Below are 19,158 nucleotides of genomic sequence, written 5' to 3'. Positions count from 1 at the left end.
CTTCCCCGGAACGGCCGTTGCCTTTACTGCGCGGTCCAGCCGCCATCCATCGGCAGGGTCGTGCCGGTGATCTGCTTGGCCGCGTCGGTGCACAGGAACAGCGCAAGTGCCGCCAGTTCCTCGACGGTGACGAACTCCTTGGTCGGCTGCGCCGCCAGCAGCACGTCGTGCTTGACCTGCTCTTCGGTCATGCCGCGCGCCTTCATCGTGTCGGGGATCTGCTTCTCGACCAGCGGCGTCCAGACATAGCCGGGCGCGATCGCGTTGACGGTGATGCCGTTCTGCGCCACTTCCAGCGCCACCGTCTTGGTCAGGCCGGCAATGCCGTGCTTGGCCGAGACATAGGCCGACTTGAACGGCGAGGCGACCAGCGCATGCGCCGAGGCGGTGTTGATGATGCGGCCCCATTTGCGGCTCTTCATGCCGGGCACCACCGCCTTGATGGCATAGAAGGCGGCAAGCAAATTGATGCGGATGATGGCTTCCCATTTGTCGTCGGGAAATTCCTCGATCGGCGCGACGTGCTGGATGCCGGCATTGTTGACCAGGATGTCGAGGCTGCCGAACGCCTCCTCGGCCTCGTGGATCATGGCGGTGACGGCGGCGCCGTCCATCATGTTGGCATCCGAGTAACGGCACTTCACGCCGAAATCCTTCTCGATGCCGGCGCGCTCCTGCTCGATCGCCGCGGCATCGCCCAGACCGTTGATGGTGACGTTGGCGCCCTCGGCGGCAAAGGCGCGGGCGATTGCCAGGCCGATGCCGCTGGTCGAGCCGGTGACGAGCGCATTCTTCGAAGACAGGGAACCCATGGGAGATCTCGCGACAGGAGGACCGAAGGCAAGAGTATGAGGACAGACAGCCGGGAAGGCACATGATTTGTGCACTGCAGCATCACAATGCCACACCCATATGTCGGCGCTATTACAAGTCCGCGGCCGCGTTTGCCGGCTGCAGGAAGCACTGTCCTGGCGTTGACACGGCATTGTCATGCTGCCGTGCAACATATTTGCCAGCGCATTCGCGCGGGGTCATCCCGAACCTGTTGGGGCACCAGCCATGGAAATCGCCGATGTCGTGAAGCGCGCCTATGCCATGCCGCTCACCAACCCGTCCTTTCCGCCCGGCCCTTATCGTTTCTTCGACCGCGAATACATCATCATCACCTACCGCACCACGCGCGAAGCACTCGAGGCGGTCGTGCCCGCGCCGCTCGAGATCGACGAGCCGCTGGTCAAGTATGAGTTCATTCGCATGCCGGACTCGACCGGCTTCGGCGATTACACCGAGACCGGCCAGGTCATTCCGGTGCGCTACAAGGGCCAGCACGGCGGCTACGTGCATTCCATGTATCTCGACGACGACGCGCCGATCGCCGGCGGCCGCGAGCTCTGGGGTTTCCCCAAGAAGCTCGCCAGCCCCAAGATCGTGCATGAAGGCGAAGTGGTGGTCGGCACGCTGCACTATGGCAGCGTTCTGTGCGCCACCGGCACCATGGGCTACAAGCACCGAGAAGCCGATCACGACCAGGTGCTGGCCTCGCTCGCCGCGCCCAATTTCCTGATCAAGATCATCCCGCATGTCGACGGCAGCCCACGCATCTGCGAGCTGGTCTGCTACTACCTCACCGACATCACGCTGAAGGAGGCCTGGACGGCGCCCGCCGCGCTCGACCTTCGGCCGCATGTCATGGCCGACGTGGCGAAGCTGCCTGTGCTCGACATCGTCTCGGCCGTTCACTTCACCGCCGATCTGACGCTCGGCCTGGGCGAAGTCGTGCATGATTACCTCGCAGACCACGGCCGATCAGTTGCCGGCGCGAGCCAGCTGGAGAAAGCCGGTGCTTGAGCGTAACCGCAGCAAGGCTGTCGCCGCCACTATCCAGGAAATCACGGCGCAATATGACCGCATCGCCCTGGTCTTCCAGGGCGGCGGCGCGCTGGGCGCCTACCAGGCCGGGGTCTATCAGGCGCTTGCCGATGCCGGCTGCGAGCCGACCTGGCTCTCCGGCGTCTCGATCGGCGCCATCAATGCCTCGATCATCGCCGGCAACGAGCCGAGCCGCCGCCTGCAGCGGCTCGAACAGTTCTGGCAGACGATCTCCGGCCGCAAGATCTGGGCCTATACGCCGGAAGGCGACATCTATCGCGATATCCGCAACCAGACCTCGTCGTTGATGACGATGACCATGGGTCAGCCCGGCTTCTTCAAGCCGCGCAGTCCCAACCCCTGGATCCAACTCTCCGGAGCGGAAGGCGCCACCAGCTTCTACGACACCGCCGAGCTCAAGGACACGCTGGAAAGCCTGATCGACTTCGACGTGCTGAACGACGGCAAGAAGCGGCTGAGCGTCGGCGCGGTCAATGTCAGGACCGGCAACTTCGTCTATTTCGACACCGAAAAAGTTCGCATCGGGCCGGAGCACATCATGGCGAGCGGCGCGCTGCCGCCGGCCTTCCCCTCCATCCGCATCGAGGGCGAGTATTATTGGGACGGCGGCATCGTCTCCAACACGCCGCTGCAATATCTGCTCGACCAGGAAGAGGATCGTTCCTCGCTGGTGTTCCAGGTCGATCTGTTCAGCGCGCGCGGCGTGCTGCCGCGCAGCATGGCCGACGTTCTGTCGCGCCACAAGGACATCATGTATTCCAGCCGCACGCGCCAAAACACCGACAACTTCCAGCGCATCCATGCGCTGAAGATGAAGCTGCTCGACGCGCTGAAGCGCGTGCCGCCGGAGCAGCTCAAGGACGGCGAGAGGGAACTGATAGCCGACTATTCCGACGCCGGCGTGGTCAACATCGTCCACCTGATCTACCAGCACAAAGGCTATGAGGGCCACGCCAAGGACTATGAGTTTTCCGGTACCTCGATGCGCGAGCATTGGGAGATGGGCCTGGAAGACACCGAGCGCACGCTGCGCCACAGGAAGTGGCTGATGCTGCCCGATAACGCAGATGGCGTCACCATCCACGACCTGCACCGCGAAGACCCGACTTAGCCAGCCCTGCGAAGCGGTTTCACCGGTATCATATCGTTGGCAGCGAGAATCCAGCCGTTCGATCGAGCGGATCGACGTCCAAGATTGTCGAAGCCCTCCGCCGCATCGTCATCCACGGGCGGAGCAGCCGCGAAGCGGCGTCGCGGAGACCCGAGGATCCATTCCGTGAGCTAATGCATGTCGCCCAGAAGTGTGAAGCGGTTCTGGGACGACGACATGCATCAAAACAAAGACTTAAAGCGCGTCGCCTGAGTCCGGTTCAGCGCGACGCGCTTTAGCGCGAAGGGTAAAGGCGACGCAGAACCGAGGTCGTTCTGCACCGCCGTGGCGCTTCTGGGTAACGGAATGGATTCTATGGTCTGCGCCGCGTCGCTTCGCTCCTTGCTCCGCCATTGAATGACGACGTGAAGGGCGCCTCAGCTATCTCCGATGCGCCTCTGTCGACACACCAAATACATCCCTGCGACTCGTGTCCCGCACAATGGGTTTTGCCCAAAGAAAAGGCAACGCCGGTCGCCGGCGCCGCCTTTTGTTTGAGCGCTTTCGTTCTCCGCTCAGAAAACCTGGCGGAAGATCACGAATAGAACGAAGGCCAGCGCGATCGAGCAGGGCAGTGTCAGCACCCAGGCAAGCAAAAGATTGCGCACGGTCGACCACTGCAGGCCGGACCCATTGGCCGCCATCGTGCCGGCGACGCCCGACGACAGCACGTGGGTGGTCGACACCGGCAGTCCGAGGCGATCCGCCATGCCGATGGTGATCATCGCGACCAGCTCGGCGGCGGCCCCCTGGCCGTAGGTCAGGTGGCTCTTGCCGATCTTCTCGCCGACGGTGACGACGATGCGCTTCCAGCCGACCATGGTGCCGAGCCCAAGCGCCAGCGCCACGGCGATCTTCACCCACAGCGGGATGAACTTCGTGGCGTTGTCGACCGCCTTGTGATAGTCGGTGACCGCCTTGAGGTCAGCATCCTGCATCGGCAGGAGCTTCTTCTTGTCGATCAGCTTCAGCGCTTCGCCGATCAGGTAGATGTCGTTACGCGCGTTGCTGACCAGATCGGTCGGCACCTTGTCGACGGAGGCGTAGGGCTGCAGCTCGGCGGTCGTGTTGTGGATATAGGTCTTCAGCGCGACGGTCGTCTGGTCGTTCCAGGTCTTGCTGCGCACGGCCTCCTGCACGGCAGCCTTGGCGGCATTGGCATCGGCGACCGTAACGCCCGGCTTGACATACTTGCCCAGCGCCTGCTCGACGGCGACCGAGGCCGACTTGTAGGCTTCGAGATAGTTGATGTCGGGCGTCCGGTTGAGCGCATAGGCGGTCGGCACCACGCCGATCAGGATCAGCATGATCAGGCCCATGCCCTTCTGGCCGTCATTGGAGCCATGTGCGAAGCTGACGCCGGTGCAGGTGAAGATGAGCAGTGCGCGGATCCACCATGGCGGCGGCGTGTTGCCCTTCGGCGCTTCGTAGAGCGCCGGATTGCGCACCAGGAGCTTCATCGCATAGAGCAGGATGGCGGCGGCAAAGAAGCCGACGATCGGCGAGACCAGCAAGGTGGTGCCGACATTGGTCGCTTGCCCCCAATCGACGCCGCTGGTGGCGCTGCCGGCCGGAGCCATGAACTGATTGGCAAGACCGACGCCGATGATCGAACCGACCATCGTGTGCGAGCTCGAAGCCGGCAGGCCGAGGAACCAGGTGCCCAGGTTCCACAGGATTGCGGCGACCAGCAGCGCGAACACCATGGCGAAGCCGGATGACGAGCCGACCTGCAGGATAAGCTCGACCGGCAGCAGCGACAGGATGCCGAAGGCCACCGCGCCGCTGGACGTCAGCACGCCGAGGAAGTTGAAGACGCCCGACCACATGACGGCGAACTCGGCCGGCAGGGAACGCGTGTAGATGACGGTGGCGACCGCGTTGGCGGTGTCGTGGAAGCCGTTGACGAATTCGAAGCCCAGCGCAATCAAAAGCGCGATGCCGAGCAGGATCCAGGGCACCGTCTTGGCGACAGCCAGGTCCTGGCTGAGCGCATAGCCGACATAGATGATGCCGACGAGCACCAGCACGCCGAAAGCCGGCAGGAACCATTTGGCACCGCCCGATTGTCCCAGCGGATGATCCGGTCTCGGGATCCCCGCCTCGCTGGAAACGACGTCCACCATTGCCCCACTCCTTTTGCATTGCAGCAAAGAACCGCGAGGAACGCTATGTCTCCAGGATGAAGCTGGTGTGACGTTGGTGACTACCCGGCTATCTTGAGAAGCGAGGCGACCAGCAACTCGCGCTCGTCCGGCGACAGCACGTCTGAATCAAAGAGATTCATGCTGCGCATCCCCTCGATGGCGAGAAAGCAAACCAGCAGCGAGCCGAGATCGTCCGTCTCCTCCTTCAGCCGTTCGAACAGCTGTCGTTTGAACGCTTTTATCGGCGTCAGGAAATCGGGGTCCTCGGCGATCGCCGAGAACATCCAGGAAGCCGAGGGTTTGGGTTGCTCACAGTCGTCGGCCGATAGTTTGATATAGGCCGAGAGCACGCTTTCGTGGCCGGCTTCGGCGGCGCGTGCTTCCAGAGCCTTCTGGAAGTCGCGGAGATAGCTCTCCACAAGCCCCTGCATCAGCTTGGCCTTGGTCGGAAAATTGTAAAGCAGGCCGCCTTTCGACACGCCGGCGCGGCTGGCGACCGCCTCGAGCGACAGGCTTCCCGGGCCCGCCTCGCGCGCCACGTCGGCGGCTGCGGCAAGTATCTTCTCGCGTGAGTTTGCCCTGCGTACTCTCATCGCGCCTCCCCCTACATTAGCCTAGGCGGAATTGACAAGACCGTCCAGCCGGTACAGTAAGGCGCCCGCCATTTGAAATCGGGACTTATCGTCGATATGTGTCCCGGAATCGATTGTTTTGCCGCTTGCCGGCTCGAGGGGACCATCCGTGAAACGCTTTTTCATCATCGTCGGTTTCTTGCTGCTGCTCGTCCTGGTGTGCGTCGGCATCGTTGGCTTCAACTTCATGCGCGATGCCGGCATTAAGCAGTATTTCGCCACCATGAAGCCGCCGGCCGCCACGGTTTCGACAGTGACCGTCAAGCCTTCCGAGTGGACGCCCGGCGTCGAGGCCATCGGCACCGTCAATGCCGTGCGCGGCGTCGACCTTACCGTCGAAACGAGCGGCATCGTCAAGGACATCCTCTTCCACGCCAACCAGAAAGTTGCCGCCGATGCCGTGCTCTTGCAGTTGGATGACGCGGTCGAGAAAGCCGATCTGGTGGCACAGAAGGCGCAGGCCGCCTCGGACCAGGCGGCGCTGACCCGCGCGATCGAGCTGCAACGGCGTGGTGTTGGCACCGACGCAACGCTTGACGCCGCGCGTGCCGCGGCGGACGCCTCCGCCGCGCAGGTCAACAAGATGCAGGCCGTGCTTGTCCAGAAGCAATTGTCCGCGCCCTTCGGCGGCACGATGGGTATTCCGAAGATCGACGTCGGGCAGTACCTGGCCCCAGGCAACTCGGTGGTGACGATCCAGGACCTGGACACGATGCGGGTCGACTTCACCATTCCCGAACAACAGCTGCCGCTGCTGAAGATCGGCCAGACCGTGAAGCTTGGCGGCAATCCGGCCGACATGTCCTTTGCCGGCTCCATTCGCGGCATCGACCCCAAGATCGACCCGGCAAGCCGGCTGGTCTCGATCCGTGGCGAGGTCGCCAATCCGGAAGGCAAGCTGACCCCGGGCCAGTTCGTGCAGATCCGCGTCGAGCTGCCGCCGGAAAACAATGTCATCTCCGTGCCGCAGACGGCGGTGACGACGAGCCTCTACGGCGATTATGTTTTCGTCGTCGAGCCGGCAAAGCCCCAAAAGCCTGCCGGCGATGCCGCCAAGCCGCAGGCCGATGCTGCCAAACCCGCGACTGAAGCGACCAAGCCCGCTGACAACGCGATGAAGCCGGCCGACAGCGCCAAGCCGAACGCCGATGGCGCCAAGCCGGCCGATGCCGCGCAACAGCCGGCGCTCGTCATCTCGCAGGTGTTCGTGAAGCTCGGCCGCCGCAACAACGGCATGGTCGAAATCACCGAGGGCCTCAAGGATGGCGACCAGGTCGTCACTGCCGGCCAGAACCGGCTCTTCAACGGCATGTCGGTTGCCGTCGACAACACCATCGACCCCAGCAAATCGGCGAACAAGCAGGTCCAGCAATGAGCTTCTCCGACCTCTTCATTCGCCGGCCTGTCCTTTCGACAGTGCTGGCCTGCATGATCCTGCTTCTGGGGTTCCAGGGCATCTTCGGCCTGTCGATCCGTCAATATCCGAAGGTCGACGAGACCGCGATCACCATCACCACGGCCTATCCCGGCGCCAGCGCCGACCTGATCCAGGGCTTCATATCGGCCCCGATCGCGCGCGCCGTCGCCTCGACCGAGAACATCGACTACGTGACCTCGTCCAGCCGTCCGTCTTCGAGCACGGTCACGGTGCAGATGAAGCTCGGCTCCAATCCGGACGTCGCGCTCGCCGAGGTGCTGTCCAAGGTCCAGGGCGTGCGTGGCACCTTGCCGACCGCCTCCAAGGATCCGGTGATCGTCAAGGGCACCGGGCAGCAATTCGCGATGATGTATATCTCGATGCAGAACCCGAACATGACGAAGGAGCAGCTCACCGAGTATATCGAGCGCGTCATACGGCCCCGCATTTCAACCGTGGAAGGCGTGGCCGACGTTCAGGTCTTCGGCGCCCAGGAATATTCCATGCGCATCTGGATCGACCCGATCCGGCTCGCCGCCCGTGGCGCCACGGCCACCGATGTGCTGACCGCGATCAACAACTCGAACTTCCTGTCGGCGCCCGGCAACACCCAGAACGAGTATGTGGTCTCCTCGATCACCGTGCATTCGACCTTGCAGACGCCGGAGGCGTTCGCCCAGCTCCCGATACGCTCGACGGGTGGTCAGGTGGTGCGCCTGCGCGATGTCGCGCATGTCGAGCTCGGCGCGAAGAACACCGACACCAGGGTGAGCTTCAACGGCAAGCCGGGAACCTTCCTCGCCATCTTCCCGACGCCGGCGGCCAACCCGCTGACGACGGCGGCGGCGCTCACCAAGCTCGTCCCGGTGATCCAGGAGACGTTGCCGAAAGGCATGACGATCGAGATCGTCTATGATGCCACCGGGCAGATCAGCGCTTCGATCGAGGAAGTGTTCAAGACCATTGGCGAGGCGGTTGCCATCGTCATCGTGGTCATCCTTCTGTTCCTGGGTTCGTTCCGATCGGTCATGATGCCGATCGTCACCATCCCGCTGTCGCTGATCGGCGTCTGCTTCATTTTGTTTGCGGTCGGCTACTCGATCAACCTTCTGTCGCTGCTGGCCATGGTGCTGGCGATCGGGCTTGTCGTCGACGACGCCATCGTTGTGGTGGAGAACATCCACCGCCACATGGAGGAGGATCACATGTCGCCGATGCAGGCGGCATTCAACGGCATGCGCGAGATCTTCTCGGCCATTGTCGCCATGACCATCACGCTGGCCGCGGTGTTCACGCCGCTTGCCTTCACCGGCGGTCTGACCGGCGCGCTGTTCCGCGAATTCGCGGTGACACTAGCCGGCTCCGTGGTGCTGTCGGGCCTCGTTGCCATCACCATCACCCCGATGATGTCGGCCCGCCTCTTGAAGCCCGGCGCGCATGGCCGTTTCCAGCGCATCGTCGACGGCACCTTCAGCCGCGTTGAACATATCTACGAGCGGGCGGTCACCGCTTCGCTGAGGAACCGCCCCGTAGCACTGATCATGGTGGTGGCCCTGGTGGCGCTTACCGGCTTCATGTTCACCACGACCTCCAGCGAATTGGCGCCGGAAGAGGATCAGGGGTTCCTGCTTTCGATCGTGACCGCGCCGCGCTATGCGACATCGGACTACACGGAGACCTATGTCAACCAGATGCTCGGCCTGGTGAAGGATATCCCGGAGACCAGGGCGCAGTTTTCTGCCGTCGCCTTCGGCGGCGCCACCAACGGCGCTTTCGTCGGCTTCGCTTTCAAGGATTGGGCGGACCGCAAGCGCGGTTCGAAGGAGCTTCAGGCCGACATCCAGGGCCGCCTCGCCAAGGTAGCCGGTGTCCAGGCCTTCGTCTTCGCGCCGCCGACGCTGCCCGGCTCCGGCGGCGGCCTGCCGATCTCGATGGTCGTGCGCTCGACCGGCGATCCCTCCGAGGTCTTCGACCAGGCGGAGAAGATCAAGAACAAGGCCCAAGCGTCCGGCCGCTTCATCGTCGTCCAGAACTCGATGGCTTACGATGCGCCGCAGGTGACCGTCACCATCGACCGCGAGCGCGCCGCGGCGCTGAACCTGCCGATCGCCGATATCGGCAACACGCTGACGCTGCTTGTCGGCGGCGCCGAGGTGGCGCAGTTCGACCGCGACTCCAACAGCTATGACATCATCCCGCAGGTGCCGCAGCAGTTCCGCGACAACCCCGAAAAGCTCGGCGAATATTTCGTGCGCAGCGTGGATGGCAAGATGGTGCCGCTGTCGGCTGTGGTGAAGATTTCGACCAACGCCTCGCCGGCCGCGATCGAACAGTTCAACCAACTCAATTCCGCCACCATCTCGGCCCTGCCACTGCCCGGTGTCACCACCGGCGACGGGCTGAAGGCGCTGGAGGACATCGCCAAGGAGACGCTGCCGGACACCTTCTTCGTCGACTACTCCGGCCAGTCGCGGCAGGAGAAGGAGCAGGGCAACACGATCCTGATCGCCTTCGCGGCGGCGGTGATCGTCATCTATCTGGTGCTGGCCGCCCAGTTCGAGAGCTTCCGCGACCCGCTGATCATCATGATGGCGGTGCCGCTGTCGATCTTCGGCGCGATATTGCCGCTCAACATGATCCCGAACATCAACATGATTTTCACCATTGTGGGATCACATTTCACCCTTCCGGCCACAACGCTCAACATCTACACCCAGGTCGGCCTGATCACGCTGATCGGCCTCATCACCAAGCACGGCATTCTGCTGGTCGAGTTCGCCAACCAGCAGCGCGAGATGCATGGCATGCGGCGCCGCGACGCCATCATCGCTTCGGCCAAGGTGCGCCTGCGGCCGATCCTGATGACCACGGCGGCCATGGCGCTTGGCGTCGTGCCGCTGATCATTTCCAGCGGCGCGGGTGCCGCCGCGCGCTACTCGATGGGCCTGGTCATCTTCACCGGCATCCTGGTCGGCACCATGTTCACGCTCTTCGTCGTGCCGATGTTCTACACTTTCATCGCCAGCAGGGACCTGCCGCATCTCGCCGAGAAGCCCGATCCAAACCTGATGCCGGCGTTGCCGGGCTAAGAGGCGACGAAGCGAAAAACAAAAGAGGCCGGAAAGTTCCGGCCTCTTTTTTTGGCGGTGGCCCCACGGCTTCGGCGCCAGAGCAATCCGAAGGCGGCAACTGCCTGCTACTTGACCAGCCCGTTAGTTGACCAGCCCGTTACTTGACCCAGCGCGTTACTTGACAATGACTATACTGGTGTTGGCGGGGCCGAAGGCCTCGACCAGCTGATAGAAATCGGCCGCGGCATCGGGATGCAGCCGCACGCAGCCATGCGAGGCAGGACGACCGAGACGGCTGATGGCAAAGGTGGCGTGAACGGCATAGCCGCCGCTGAAGAACACCGAATGCGGCATCGGCGCGTTGGCGTATTTCTTCGAGTACCACATCTCATGCATGCTGGTCGGCTTGAATGAGCCGGTTGGCGTGATGTGCATTCTGTCGCCGGTCGACACCTTCCAGGTGTAGGTCGGACGGCCATCGACAGTGACTTCCATGATCTGCTGCGACAGCGAAACCTTGGCGATGATCTGATTGGCGTGGGCGGCGTTGCCGGCTCCGAAGAGCAGCGTCGCACCGGTGAGCGCCGCGGCGGTGACATTGATGAGCTTGGCGGAAACATGCATGGCGATCCCTCTCTGTTTTTTGCCGGTCGCGCCGGCTTCAATTCGATGGACAGCCTTATCGAGGTCGCCTGTTTCAGATCGATTTCGCTTGATGCTCGCTTTTGTTTCGAATTTGTTTCTCAAAGTTAACGCCAGAGGGTCCCAACACCATTCCGCCACAAGGTGGCGCTTTCCCTCAATTTGCAACAAGGTGGTATGCTGCAGCGCAAACGAAAGCGCATTTGACCCTTATATGAAAGTCTGACAGCCAATTTCGAAACAAATCTGCAACAAAGTGCGTCTCCGGCGGCATGATGCGGATACAGGCCGGCGGCAGATTTGACGCAACGGGAACAGACATCTGCAAACGAAAATGGGCAGGAAATCGAAACTCCGCTCCTGGCTTCTCAGGATCAGCGTCGCGGCGATCGTGCTCGGCGGCGCCGGCTCACTGGCCGGCAACCCGGTGACGGCGCTGGCGGCGATGAATTCCGGCGAGGTTTCGACGCTGCACATGGCTCTGTTCATCGCCACGGTCTGGATTGTTTCCAGCCTGCGCGTCCACCGGCTGAAGGCCCTCTGGCGGGTCGGCCATCGGCTGATGAGGACACGCGGCCCCTCCGGCTACTTGCTGCCGAGAGGACCGAAGGCCCGCGCCGCAGCGGGGGGCTCCGTCAGCGGCGCGGGCGCTTCGGGAGTTTCCTGAAGCACCGACGATTTCGAGATTGGGGATTCAAAGATGAAGACGAAATTTGCTGCCTCGGTGCTTTCGGCACTTCTTTACGCGCAAGGTCTGCTCGGCTTTGCCGCGCTTGCGACGGTACTGCTCAAGGAGCGCGCCCGGGCCGAGACAACCGCCAGCGCTGACGTTCCACCCGGCCCCTCGGTCATCGTGGTGCGCTGAGCGAGGGGCGTCGGACCCAAAGGACCACCGCTGTGGGGAATCCGATGCTCAAACGCCTCGCCGACTCGAACTCATTCATTGCGCGGGACCGGCGGATCGAAACGGTAGCCGGCGCCCCTGATGGTGGTGATGGTCTCGGTGTCGAGCTTGCGGCGCAGCCGCACGATGCGCGAGTCGATCGACCGGTCGAAAGCGTCGGCATTCTCGGCCGGTGCCGCGGCAATGATGTCGTCGCGCGTCAGCACCTTGCGCGGGCACGCCAGAAACAGCTTGAGCAGCGCCACCTGTCCGGGAGAAAGCTGATCCTCCGTGCCCGAGCGATGCATGACCATGGCCGACCGCAGGTCGACGGTGGCGTTCTCGAGCACGATCAGTTCCCCGGCGGCCCTGCCGCGTCTGGTCAGCAGGCCGCCGATGCGCGCGGCAAGCTCGCGCACGTTGAGCGGGCTTTCGATCACATCGGCAGCGCCAAGCTCGAGCGCCAGCACCTTGTCGACGAGATCGCGCGGCCGGCAGATCAGGATGAAGTCGGGGCCGCCCTCGCCACCCCCGCCCTGGCTGCTATGGCGCCTGAGCAGTTCGCGGCCCTCGGCCTGGGTGACATCGTCGCCGACGACCACGATATCGATGCCGCCAGCCGAAAGCAGCGTCTCCGCCTCCCAGGGCTGGCGCGCCTGGCGCACGTCGTGCCCGCGCCGGTCGAGATGGTCGGCGAGATCGCCCGCCACCACTTCGGCGACGGACACAAGCGCAATGACGGATCGTGCGGCCATCTTCTCCACCCCGCCACAGACAACTCGAGATGAGTGCTGGACATCATGTTTATACCCAATCTACTTTCCGCTGAAAGCGGGAGCGAGCGCGTCGTGAAGGCACGCATCATCGTCGTCGAGGACGAACCGGATCTGAGGGAAGCCGTGGCCGAGTATCTTGGCGCCAGCGGCTATGACGTCGTCACGGCCGAGAACGCCGCGGCCGCGCGCGCGCTGTTCGAGGCGCAGTCCTTCCACCTCGCCATCCTCGACATCGCCATGCCCGGCGAGGACGGGCTGTCGCTCGGCCGCTGGCTGCGCTCGAAAACGCAGATCGGCATCATCTACGCCACGGCCGCCGGCACCGCGCTCGACCGCATCGTCGGGCTGGAACTCGGCGCCGACGATTACATCGTCAAGCCATACGAATTGCGCGAGGTGCTGGCGCGGGTGCGCAGCGTGCTGCGCCGCGTGCCGCAGCCGGCCGAGCCGCAAGCGGCGAAGGCCGAAACCGGTAATCGCCGCTTCATGAATTTCGGCGGCTTCCAGGCCGACTTCGACGGCCGCCTGGTCATCGGCGCCAATGGTGCGGTCATCGAAATGGCCAAGAGCGAATTCGACGTGCTCGAGGTTTTCCTCACCCGCGCCAACCGGCTTCTGACGCGGGCGGCGATTTCGCAAGCCATCGGCTTCGTCGAGGATCCGGAATCGTCGCGCGCCGTCGACATCCGCATCATGCGGTTGCGGAAGAAGATCGAGGCCGACCCCGCCAATCCAAAATTCCTGCGCACGGTGCGTGGCGAAGGCTATATCTTCTCGCTGCCGAGCAGCGACAGCAATTGAGCCCGCCGACGCGGGCTACGAGAGACGGCCGACCATGACTGCTGATGCAGCACGCACCGATATGCATGGCTCGCGTCCGGGTGGCGCCGCGATGGCGGCCGTCCATGTCGTGCGCCGCCTGCGCGAGGCGGGCGACTGGCAGCGCGAGATGGACGGCATACTGGAAACGGTGTGCCGCAAAATGGATTGCCAGCGCGGCATTCTCTTCCGCTTGCGTGAATTGCCGAGCGAAGGCTTCGCCCAATCCGTCGCCGCCTATTGGATCGACCCGGATTTCGGCGGCGAGCTGGCGTCGCCCACGGTGATCATGCAGTCGATCATCAACTCGGACTTGCTGCTGGAGCGGCTGCAGGAGGACGAACGGCAGGGCAAGATTTTCTCCGGCCACACGCGTGACCTCGACGGTTTCCTGCGGGCGGATTTCGAGAAGCAGAGCATCAAGTCGTTCCTCTCCGTCTCGGTTTTCGCGCATGGCCATCTCTGGGGCACGCTGGCTGTCAACGACTGCGTCGACGAGCGCGAATGGACGGACGAGGAAGAAGCGACGCTGCACATCATCGCCTTGGCCATCGGCGATGCCATCGAGCGCTCGCCGTCCGAGGCGCATGCCAGCGAAGTGATTCGCCGCACCATGCTGCAGGCCTCGCTCGACGCCATCATCGTCATCGACGAGACGGGTTCGATCATCGAGTTCAATCCGGCCGCCGAGAAGATGTTCGGCTTCCAGCGCAGCGCCATTCTCGGCAAGGACCTGCTCGATACCATCGTTCCGGTATACTACCGCAAAGGTTATGCTTCGGGCGCCGAATACATGGCCGGCCGCGGCGCGCCGATGGTCGGCCAGCGCCTGGAAACCGTCACCCAGAACGCCGCCGGCGAGATTTTCCCGATCGAACTGACGGCGACGGAGATGCGCGTTGCCGACCGCCGCCTGATCTTCGGCTCGATCCGCGACCTGCGCGAAAAGCTGCAGGCCGAGGAAGAGATCAACCGCCAGCGCGAGAAGCTGCACCAGAACGAGAAGATGGCGGCAATGGGCTCGCTGCTGGCCGGGGTCTCGCACGAGCTCAACAACCCGCTGGCGGTGGTGGTGGCGCAGTCGACGCTGTTGCACGAATTCGCCAGCGACCCGCAGACCAAGGTGCGCGCCGAGAAGGTGCGTGCCGCTGCCGAGCGCTGCGGCCGTATCGTCAAGAGCTTCCTGTCGATGGTTCGCCTGCATCCGACCGAGCAGGCCGAGACGGACCTCAACCAGGTCGTACGGGCGGCGCTCGAGGTCACCGCCTATGGCGCGCGTTCCAGCGGCATCATCATCGACACCGATTTCGCCAACGGACCGCTGCTTGCCATGGCCGATGCCGACCATGTCACCCAGGTCGCGGCGAATTTCCTCATCAACAGCCAGCACGCGCTTGCCGGCATCACCGGCGAGCGGCGCATCAAGGTGCGAACTTTCCGCGGCGAGCGCGGCAATCCGGGCTTCTCCATCGAGGACGACGGCCCGGGCATTCCCGAAGCGATCCGCTCGCGTATCTTCGAGTCCTATTTCACCACCAAGCCGGTCGGCGTCGGCACCGGCATCGGCCTGTCGATCTCGAAATCGATCGTCGAGCGGCACAACGGCAATATCTGGTTCGAGGAGGTTGAGCCGCACGGCGCGCGCTTCGTCGTGCAGTTGCCGGCGATCGCGGGCAACAGCGCCAAGCCCGGCGAAGGCCCGGCGCGTTCGAGCGGGCTGCGCCATGCATTGGTGATCGACGACGAGCCGGACGTCGCCGCCTCATTGTCCGACATACTCGAACTGATGGGCCTGAAGTCGCGCGTGGTGGCAAGCTGGACATCCGCCGCCGACGTGCTGGGCGGCCATATGCCGCCGGACATCGTCTTTTCAGACCTGCGCATGCCGGGCACCAGCGGTATGGCGATCTACCGCGAACTGCTTGCCGAAAAGCCGGCGCTGGCGAAGCGCTTCGTCCTGGTGACCGGCGACCTGATCGGCGCCAAGGCGGAGATCGAGGCGCTGCCGCCGCTGCAGCGGCCGCAGATTCTGGAGAAGCCCTTTTCGACGCTCGACGTTCGCGGCATCCTCTCAGCCGTGGCGGACGAGGCCGCCGCCGACAACGGCGCCCACATTTGAGCCGAGATCGCGTAGCTTCGCGCCGCCGCAGGATCTGTCGAGATTCAGGTCAGGCTGAGTCGAAAATGGTGACTTCCGAGAACCGGCCTACGCCGGCCGTAGCCTTCATAGGGCGGAAACACTTATGAGGGCTTCGGCCGGCGAAGGCCGGAAGCGCAGGAAGCCACCGTTTGCAGAACAGCCTCACCTGAATATCGACAGATCCGAAAAAAAGAGGCTCCCGACCGACTTCGCGGCGGGAGCCTGACTGGAGCGCAGGAGGGTGCGCTCAGGGGAGGACTTAAAAGATGTTCGGCGTATTGGTGAGCGGCGTGGCGTTGGCGATCATGCGCACCGCGCGCGCCCTGTGCTGGCCGGACTGCTCGGCGATGGCGCGCAGGCAGTCGACGCTCTCGGCGCCCCAGTTCTGGCCCTTGCAGGCAAAGTCGATCGAGGGTTCCGGCAGGCGGGCGGTCTTGAGCGTGGTCTGCGCACCCTCGACGACATTGGCCGGCGGATTGATCGACGCGAAAGCAGGACCCGAGGCCGGTGCGACCAGCATGCCGGCGAAGGCGCAGGCGCCGATCAGCATGAACATCGCCATCGGATGGTCGCTGGCGCGCTGGCGCAGCGCAAGCTTGGGCCGGCGGTCATTGCGTTCCGGGCCCTGCAGGCGACTGGCGTGGGCGGTATGGACTTTCGCAAGCATTGGTTGTTCCCTTCGTTATCTTTCTTTTTTCTATGAAACGAACTTAACCGCGCCATGTAACGGCGGAATGATAGGGGGCGATTTGCTGTGTAACTGGATTGAAACAGGGTTCGTCGCCACCCGTCTGTCCCTGCTTGCCGCCAGCGAGCGTTCACCGCTTCTGGTTTGAGGACACATGCGCCTGTCGGACGCGGCGGACTGTAAGCGACCTCACACAGCGCTCTGGTCGGCGAGATTTTTTGGCCGCGTCAAAACCGACAAGCCCGAGGGCTCGCTCGGAACGGCGGCCGCGGTCGGCGCCCGCCTCGCCTACGACCGCGACGCCCTGCTGGCAATGACCCGTTGGAGCTCGGCCGCGAGCTTCCGGGCAGCGCTGCGGCCCGCAACGATCGCGCCTTCCACATAGCCCGGAAAGGACGGCGACAATTCCGAGGCTGCGAAATGAACGGGCGGCGCGCCGGCAAGAATGGTGCGCTCGGCGTACCTTGCCGTCACATCGACGATGAGATCGCCATAAGCGCCGCCGCTCCAGCGGTCATGCGTCCAGTCGCGGCAGCTGAAATCGAGCATGTCGGCCGCATCCGGGCCGAGCGCATCGACAAGCCTCGCCGTCACCTCCGCGCGCAGCCCCGCCTCGCCGAACTCGCGCCAGCGCAATGCCCTTGGCCCACCGACGAAGACGGTGAGCGCGGCATGCTCGGCATCTTTGCTGGCATCGCACGCAAACAGTCCTGGCACGCCGCGCCACATCACCATGCCGCTCAGGCTCCGCTTGCGCCAGAATGGCCTGGCGAAGCGCACCAGGATCTTGATCACCGCGCCACTTTCCCAGACGCCCAGCGCCTTCGCCAGTGCTGCCGGCAAGGCGGGCTCGAAATCGAGCTTGGCAGCCGTCGCCGGTGGCAGCGCGACCAGCACCGCGAGCGCTTCGACCGTACCGTTTATCGTGGAGACCCGAACGCCCTCGTGCCCGTGCTCGATGCGCGTGACCGGGTCGTTGAGCCGCAGTTGTTCGCCGAGATCGCCCGCCAGATCGTCGGCAAGCGACTGCATGGTTTCGCGCAAGGAATATTGCAGCTCCGGCACCTCGTTAGTGATGCGGCGGTCATTGTCGATCAGGTGCCAGAGCGGCACCTTGTCCAGCGCCAGGCACCACAGGCCTTCGATCATCGAACGGAAGCCGGCCTTGGCTTCGATCGAGTCCTTCTGGCGTTCGAGCCAGTCAGCGACGCTCAAGCCGGCGATCGCCGGATCGTCCGGCTCGATCGTATTCATACGCTCGCGGATGGCCATCGCGGCATGATAGGTCCTCACCGCCTGCTCGACCGGCATCGGCGGATAGGTGACGAAATTGCCCTCGACATAGGTCTCGACGAAGGTCTTGCCGCGCGCCTTGGCCAGCGCCATCAGCTCAGGCATGTCCTCGCACAGGAACTGGCCGCCACTGTCGAACCGCTCGCCCAGCCCGTTTTGCACGGCTTCCACGCGGCCGCCGACACGGTCGCGCGCTTCGAGCACAAGGAAATCGATGCCGGCGCGCTTCAGTTCGAGCGCAGCGGCGAGACCGGTGAAGCCGGCGCCGACGATTGCAACGTCGGTTCTTTCGATCTTGCTGCTCAATAGCCCGCCTTGATCTGCCGGCAATTCGACCGGCCTCCACCGCGCAGATGGGTGGGGCGCCGTCACCCCTGTCAAGCACCTTCGTCGCCTCCGGATGTTTGTCGAGACTACCGGAGTTGTCTGCGCGCCCGGCTCGAAGAGGACCCCTTGCCGACTGCACCGCACCGGCTACGCGCAGTAGCGCCGGCTTATCCGATCGTCCTTTCCAGTACGCTCAACCAGTTCCTGTAAGCGATCTTCTCGATCAGCGCGCGGCCGAAACCACGCGCGGCGAGCGCGTCGGTGAGTTTGGGCAGGCCGGCGACGTCGCCGATGACGGCCGGGATCATGGCGCCGTCGAAATCGGAGCCCAGGCCCACGCCGTCCTCGCCCAGCGCCTGCAGCAGCGAGTCGATGTGGCGCACCATGATGTCGATGCTGGTGTCGGCATTCATGCGGCCGTCCTCGCGCAGGAAGCCGGTGGCGAAATTCAGGCCCACCACGCCGCCGGTCTCGCGGATCGCGCCGAGCTGCCAGTCGGTCAGGTTGCGCGAATGGCCGCAGATCGCATGCACATTGGAATGGGTGGCAACCAGCGGCGCATCGCTAAGATCGGCCACATCGCGAAAACCCTTTTCGTTGAGATGCGACAGGTCGATCATGATCTTGAGCTTGTTGCAGGCCTTGGCCAGCGCCTTGCCGGCATCGGTGAGGCCAGGCCCGGTATCGGGCGAGGACGGGAAGCGGAACGGCACGCCATTGCCGAAGGCATTCGGGCGGCTCCAGACGATGCCCAGCGAACGCAGCCCGGCGGCATGCAGCACGTCGAGCATGGCAAGCTCGGGATCGATTGCCTCGACGCCTTCGATATGGAACACCGCCGCGATCGAGCCTTTCGCCATGGCGTCGCGCACATCGCCGGCGCTGCGGCAGACGGTCAGCGCGCCGGCGCGCTCCAACCGGAACAGGATCGACGCCATGCCGATAGTCGAGGTGATCGCCTCGGCCTGCGGCAGTTCCGGCGGCAAAGGCTCGTTGTCGCTCGGCGCCGGCGGCACCGCGCTGCGCTTCGACTTTTCGACCGGCGGCGGAAAGATCGCGAACATGCCGCCGGCAAAGCCGCCCCTTTTGGCGCGCGGCAGGTCGATATGGCCGCCCGGCGTCCCCTCGATGAACAGCTTTTCGACGTCGGCTTCCTTCGATTGGTAGAGCCGAAGCAGCGTGTCGTTATGTCCGTCGAACACGGGGATCAGGTCGGTATCGGTCATCGGGGGAGCCATTCAAATCAGTGACGGGCGGGACGACAGGTTTCGTCCGAGCGAACC

The 19,158-nt window shown here is 63.9% G+C and carries 16 protein-coding genes; 8 read left to right on the top strand and 8 right to left on the bottom strand.

From position 1 onward, the window contains the following. Positions 1-23 precede the first annotated feature (23 nt). On the bottom strand, positions 24-812 hold the full coding sequence (locus ACWGS9_RS16280; protein WP_454506208.1) for a 3-hydroxybutyrate dehydrogenase: 789 nt from the start codon (positions 810-812) through the stop codon (positions 24-26). 247 nt (positions 813-1,059) lie between these two features. Here ACWGS9_RS16280 and ACWGS9_RS16275 point away from each other — a divergent pair, with 247 nt between their 5' ends. Both ACWGS9_RS16275 and ACWGS9_RS16270 read left to right on the top strand, forming a co-directional pair. Then, complete coding sequence (locus ACWGS9_RS16275; RefSeq protein ID WP_454506207.1) at positions 1,060-1,848, top strand: acetoacetate decarboxylase; 789 nt, start codon at positions 1,060-1,062, stop codon at positions 1,846-1,848. Then, positions 1,841-3,001 (top strand): patatin-like phospholipase family protein, encoded by a 1,161-nt coding sequence (locus ACWGS9_RS16270; RefSeq protein ID WP_454506206.1) that lies wholly within the window; start codon positions 1,841-1,843, stop codon positions 2,999-3,001. The genes ACWGS9_RS16275 and ACWGS9_RS16270 overlap by 8 nt, the downstream gene beginning before the upstream one ends. A 554-nt stretch (positions 3,002-3,555) precedes the next feature. On the opposite strand, the gene ACWGS9_RS16265 is transcribed toward ACWGS9_RS16270, so the two are convergent. Together ACWGS9_RS16265 and ACWGS9_RS16260 are read right to left on the bottom strand one after the other, a co-directional pair. Next, complete coding sequence (locus tag ACWGS9_RS16265) at positions 3,556-5,166, bottom strand: inorganic phosphate transporter (protein ID WP_454506205.1); 1,611 nt, start codon at positions 5,164-5,166, stop codon at positions 3,556-3,558. A gap of 80 nt (positions 5,167-5,246) precedes the next feature. After that, entirely contained in the window at positions 5,247-5,780 is a 534-nt protein-coding gene (locus ACWGS9_RS16260; RefSeq protein WP_454506204.1) for a TetR/AcrR family transcriptional regulator, read from the bottom strand. Positions 5,781-5,928: 148 nt separating this feature from the next. On the opposite strand from ACWGS9_RS16260, the gene ACWGS9_RS16255 reads away from it, so the two are divergent. Together ACWGS9_RS16255 and ACWGS9_RS16250 are read left to right on the top strand one after the other, a co-directional pair. Then, positions 5,929-7,194, top strand: coding sequence for an efflux RND transporter periplasmic adaptor subunit (locus ACWGS9_RS16255; RefSeq protein WP_454506203.1), 1,266 nt, complete (start codon positions 5,929-5,931; stop codon positions 7,192-7,194). After that, positions 7,191-10,325 (top strand): efflux RND transporter permease subunit, encoded by a 3,135-nt coding sequence (locus tag ACWGS9_RS16250; RefSeq protein ID WP_454506202.1) that lies wholly within the window; start codon positions 7,191-7,193, stop codon positions 10,323-10,325. Before ACWGS9_RS16255 ends, ACWGS9_RS16250 begins: the two co-directional genes overlap by 4 nt. Positions 10,326-10,481: 156 nt before the next feature. On the opposite strand, the gene ACWGS9_RS16245 is transcribed toward ACWGS9_RS16250, so the two are convergent. Continuing rightward, the gene (locus tag ACWGS9_RS16245) at positions 10,482-10,931 is read right to left on the bottom strand and encodes a L,D-transpeptidase (RefSeq protein ID WP_454506201.1); all 450 of its coding nucleotides are present in this window, start codon (positions 10,929-10,931) and stop codon (positions 10,482-10,484) included. A 352-nt stretch (positions 10,932-11,283) separates the two neighbouring features. On the opposite strand from ACWGS9_RS16245, the gene ACWGS9_RS16240 reads away from it, so the two are divergent. Together ACWGS9_RS16240 and ACWGS9_RS16235 are read left to right on the top strand one after the other, a co-directional pair. Beyond that, positions 11,284-11,616, top strand: a complete 333-nt coding sequence (locus ACWGS9_RS16240) for a hypothetical protein (protein WP_454506200.1) — start codon at positions 11,284-11,286, stop codon at positions 11,614-11,616. Positions 11,617-11,649: 33 nt separating this feature from the next. Then, complete coding sequence (locus ACWGS9_RS16235) at positions 11,650-11,814, top strand: hypothetical protein (protein WP_454506199.1); 165 nt, start codon at positions 11,650-11,652, stop codon at positions 11,812-11,814. A 71-nt stretch (positions 11,815-11,885) separates the two neighbouring features. Here the strand turns inward: ACWGS9_RS16235 and ACWGS9_RS16230 are convergent, their stop codons facing one another. Next, on the bottom strand, positions 11,886-12,587 hold the full coding sequence (locus tag ACWGS9_RS16230) for a winged helix-turn-helix domain-containing protein (RefSeq protein WP_454506198.1): 702 nt from the start codon (positions 12,585-12,587) through the stop codon (positions 11,886-11,888). Positions 12,588-12,680: 93 nt separating this feature from the next. Between ACWGS9_RS16230 and ACWGS9_RS16225 the strand changes: the two genes are divergently transcribed. Continuing rightward, entirely contained in the window at positions 12,681-13,409 is a 729-nt protein-coding gene (locus tag ACWGS9_RS16225; protein ID WP_454506197.1) for a response regulator, read from the top strand. Positions 13,410-13,443: 34 nt separating this feature from the next. Then, positions 13,444-15,546 (top strand): GAF domain-containing sensor histidine kinase, encoded by a 2,103-nt coding sequence (locus ACWGS9_RS16220; RefSeq protein ID WP_454506196.1) that lies wholly within the window; start codon positions 13,444-13,446, stop codon positions 15,544-15,546. 280 nt (positions 15,547-15,826) lie between these two features. Here ACWGS9_RS16220 and ACWGS9_RS16215 read toward each other — a convergent pair whose 3' ends face one another. The 3 genes from ACWGS9_RS16215 to ACWGS9_RS16205 form a co-directional block, all read right to left on the bottom strand. Beyond that, positions 15,827-16,234, bottom strand: coding sequence for a hypothetical protein (locus tag ACWGS9_RS16215; protein WP_454506195.1), 408 nt, complete (start codon positions 16,232-16,234; stop codon positions 15,827-15,829). Between the two features lie 309 nt (positions 16,235-16,543). Next, positions 16,544-17,854 (bottom strand): flavin monoamine oxidase family protein, encoded by a 1,311-nt coding sequence (locus ACWGS9_RS16210; RefSeq protein WP_454506194.1) that lies wholly within the window; start codon positions 17,852-17,854, stop codon positions 16,544-16,546. Between the two features lie 188 nt (positions 17,855-18,042). Next, positions 18,043-19,101 carry a dipeptidase gene (locus ACWGS9_RS16205; RefSeq protein WP_454506193.1) on the bottom strand — a complete coding sequence of 353 codons (1,059 nt, stop codon included), beginning with the start codon at positions 19,099-19,101 and terminating at the stop codon, positions 18,043-18,045. Positions 19,102-19,158 lie beyond the last annotated feature (57 nt).

Source organism: Mesorhizobium sp. Arg314, assembly GCF_053714275.1.
The sequence above is the reverse complement of the archived record's forward strand: the minus strand, read 5'-3'. Positions and strand labels throughout refer to the sequence as shown.

Bases quoted from the DNA above. Each gene is read 5' to 3' on its own strand.
- ACWGS9_RS16280 (WP_454506208.1), bottom strand. From the start codon at position 812: ATGGGTTCCCTGTCTTCGAAGAATGCGCTCGTCACCGGCTCGACCAGC.
- ACWGS9_RS16275 (WP_454506207.1), top strand. From the start codon at position 1,060: ATGGAAATCGCCGATGTCGTGAAGCGCGCCTATGCCATGCCGCTCACC.
- ACWGS9_RS16265 (WP_454506205.1), bottom strand. From the start codon at position 5,166: ATGGTGGACGTCGTTTCCAGCGAGGCGGGGATCCCGAGACCGGATCAT.
- ACWGS9_RS16245 (WP_454506201.1), bottom strand. From the start codon at position 10,931: ATGCATGTTTCCGCCAAGCTCATCAATGTCACCGCCGCGGCGCTCACC.
- ACWGS9_RS16235 (WP_454506199.1), top strand. From the start codon at position 11,650: ATGAAGACGAAATTTGCTGCCTCGGTGCTTTCGGCACTTCTTTACGCG.
- ACWGS9_RS16220 (WP_454506196.1), top strand. From the start codon at position 13,444: ATGACTGCTGATGCAGCACGCACCGATATGCATGGCTCGCGTCCGGGT.
- ACWGS9_RS16215 (WP_454506195.1), bottom strand. From the start codon at position 16,234: ATGCTTGCGAAAGTCCATACCGCCCACGCCAGTCGCCTGCAGGGCCCG.
- ACWGS9_RS16240 (WP_454506200.1), top strand. From the start codon at position 11,284: ATGGGCAGGAAATCGAAACTCCGCTCCTGGCTTCTCAGGATCAGCGTC.
- ACWGS9_RS16230 (WP_454506198.1), bottom strand. From the start codon at position 12,587: ATGGCCGCACGATCCGTCATTGCGCTTGTGTCCGTCGCCGAAGTGGTG.
- ACWGS9_RS16205 (WP_454506193.1), bottom strand. From the start codon at position 19,101: ATGACCGATACCGACCTGATCCCCGTGTTCGACGGACATAACGACACG.
- ACWGS9_RS16250 (WP_454506202.1), top strand. From the start codon at position 7,191: ATGAGCTTCTCCGACCTCTTCATTCGCCGGCCTGTCCTTTCGACAGTG.
- ACWGS9_RS16260 (WP_454506204.1), bottom strand. From the start codon at position 5,780: ATGAGAGTACGCAGGGCAAACTCACGCGAGAAGATACTTGCCGCAGCC.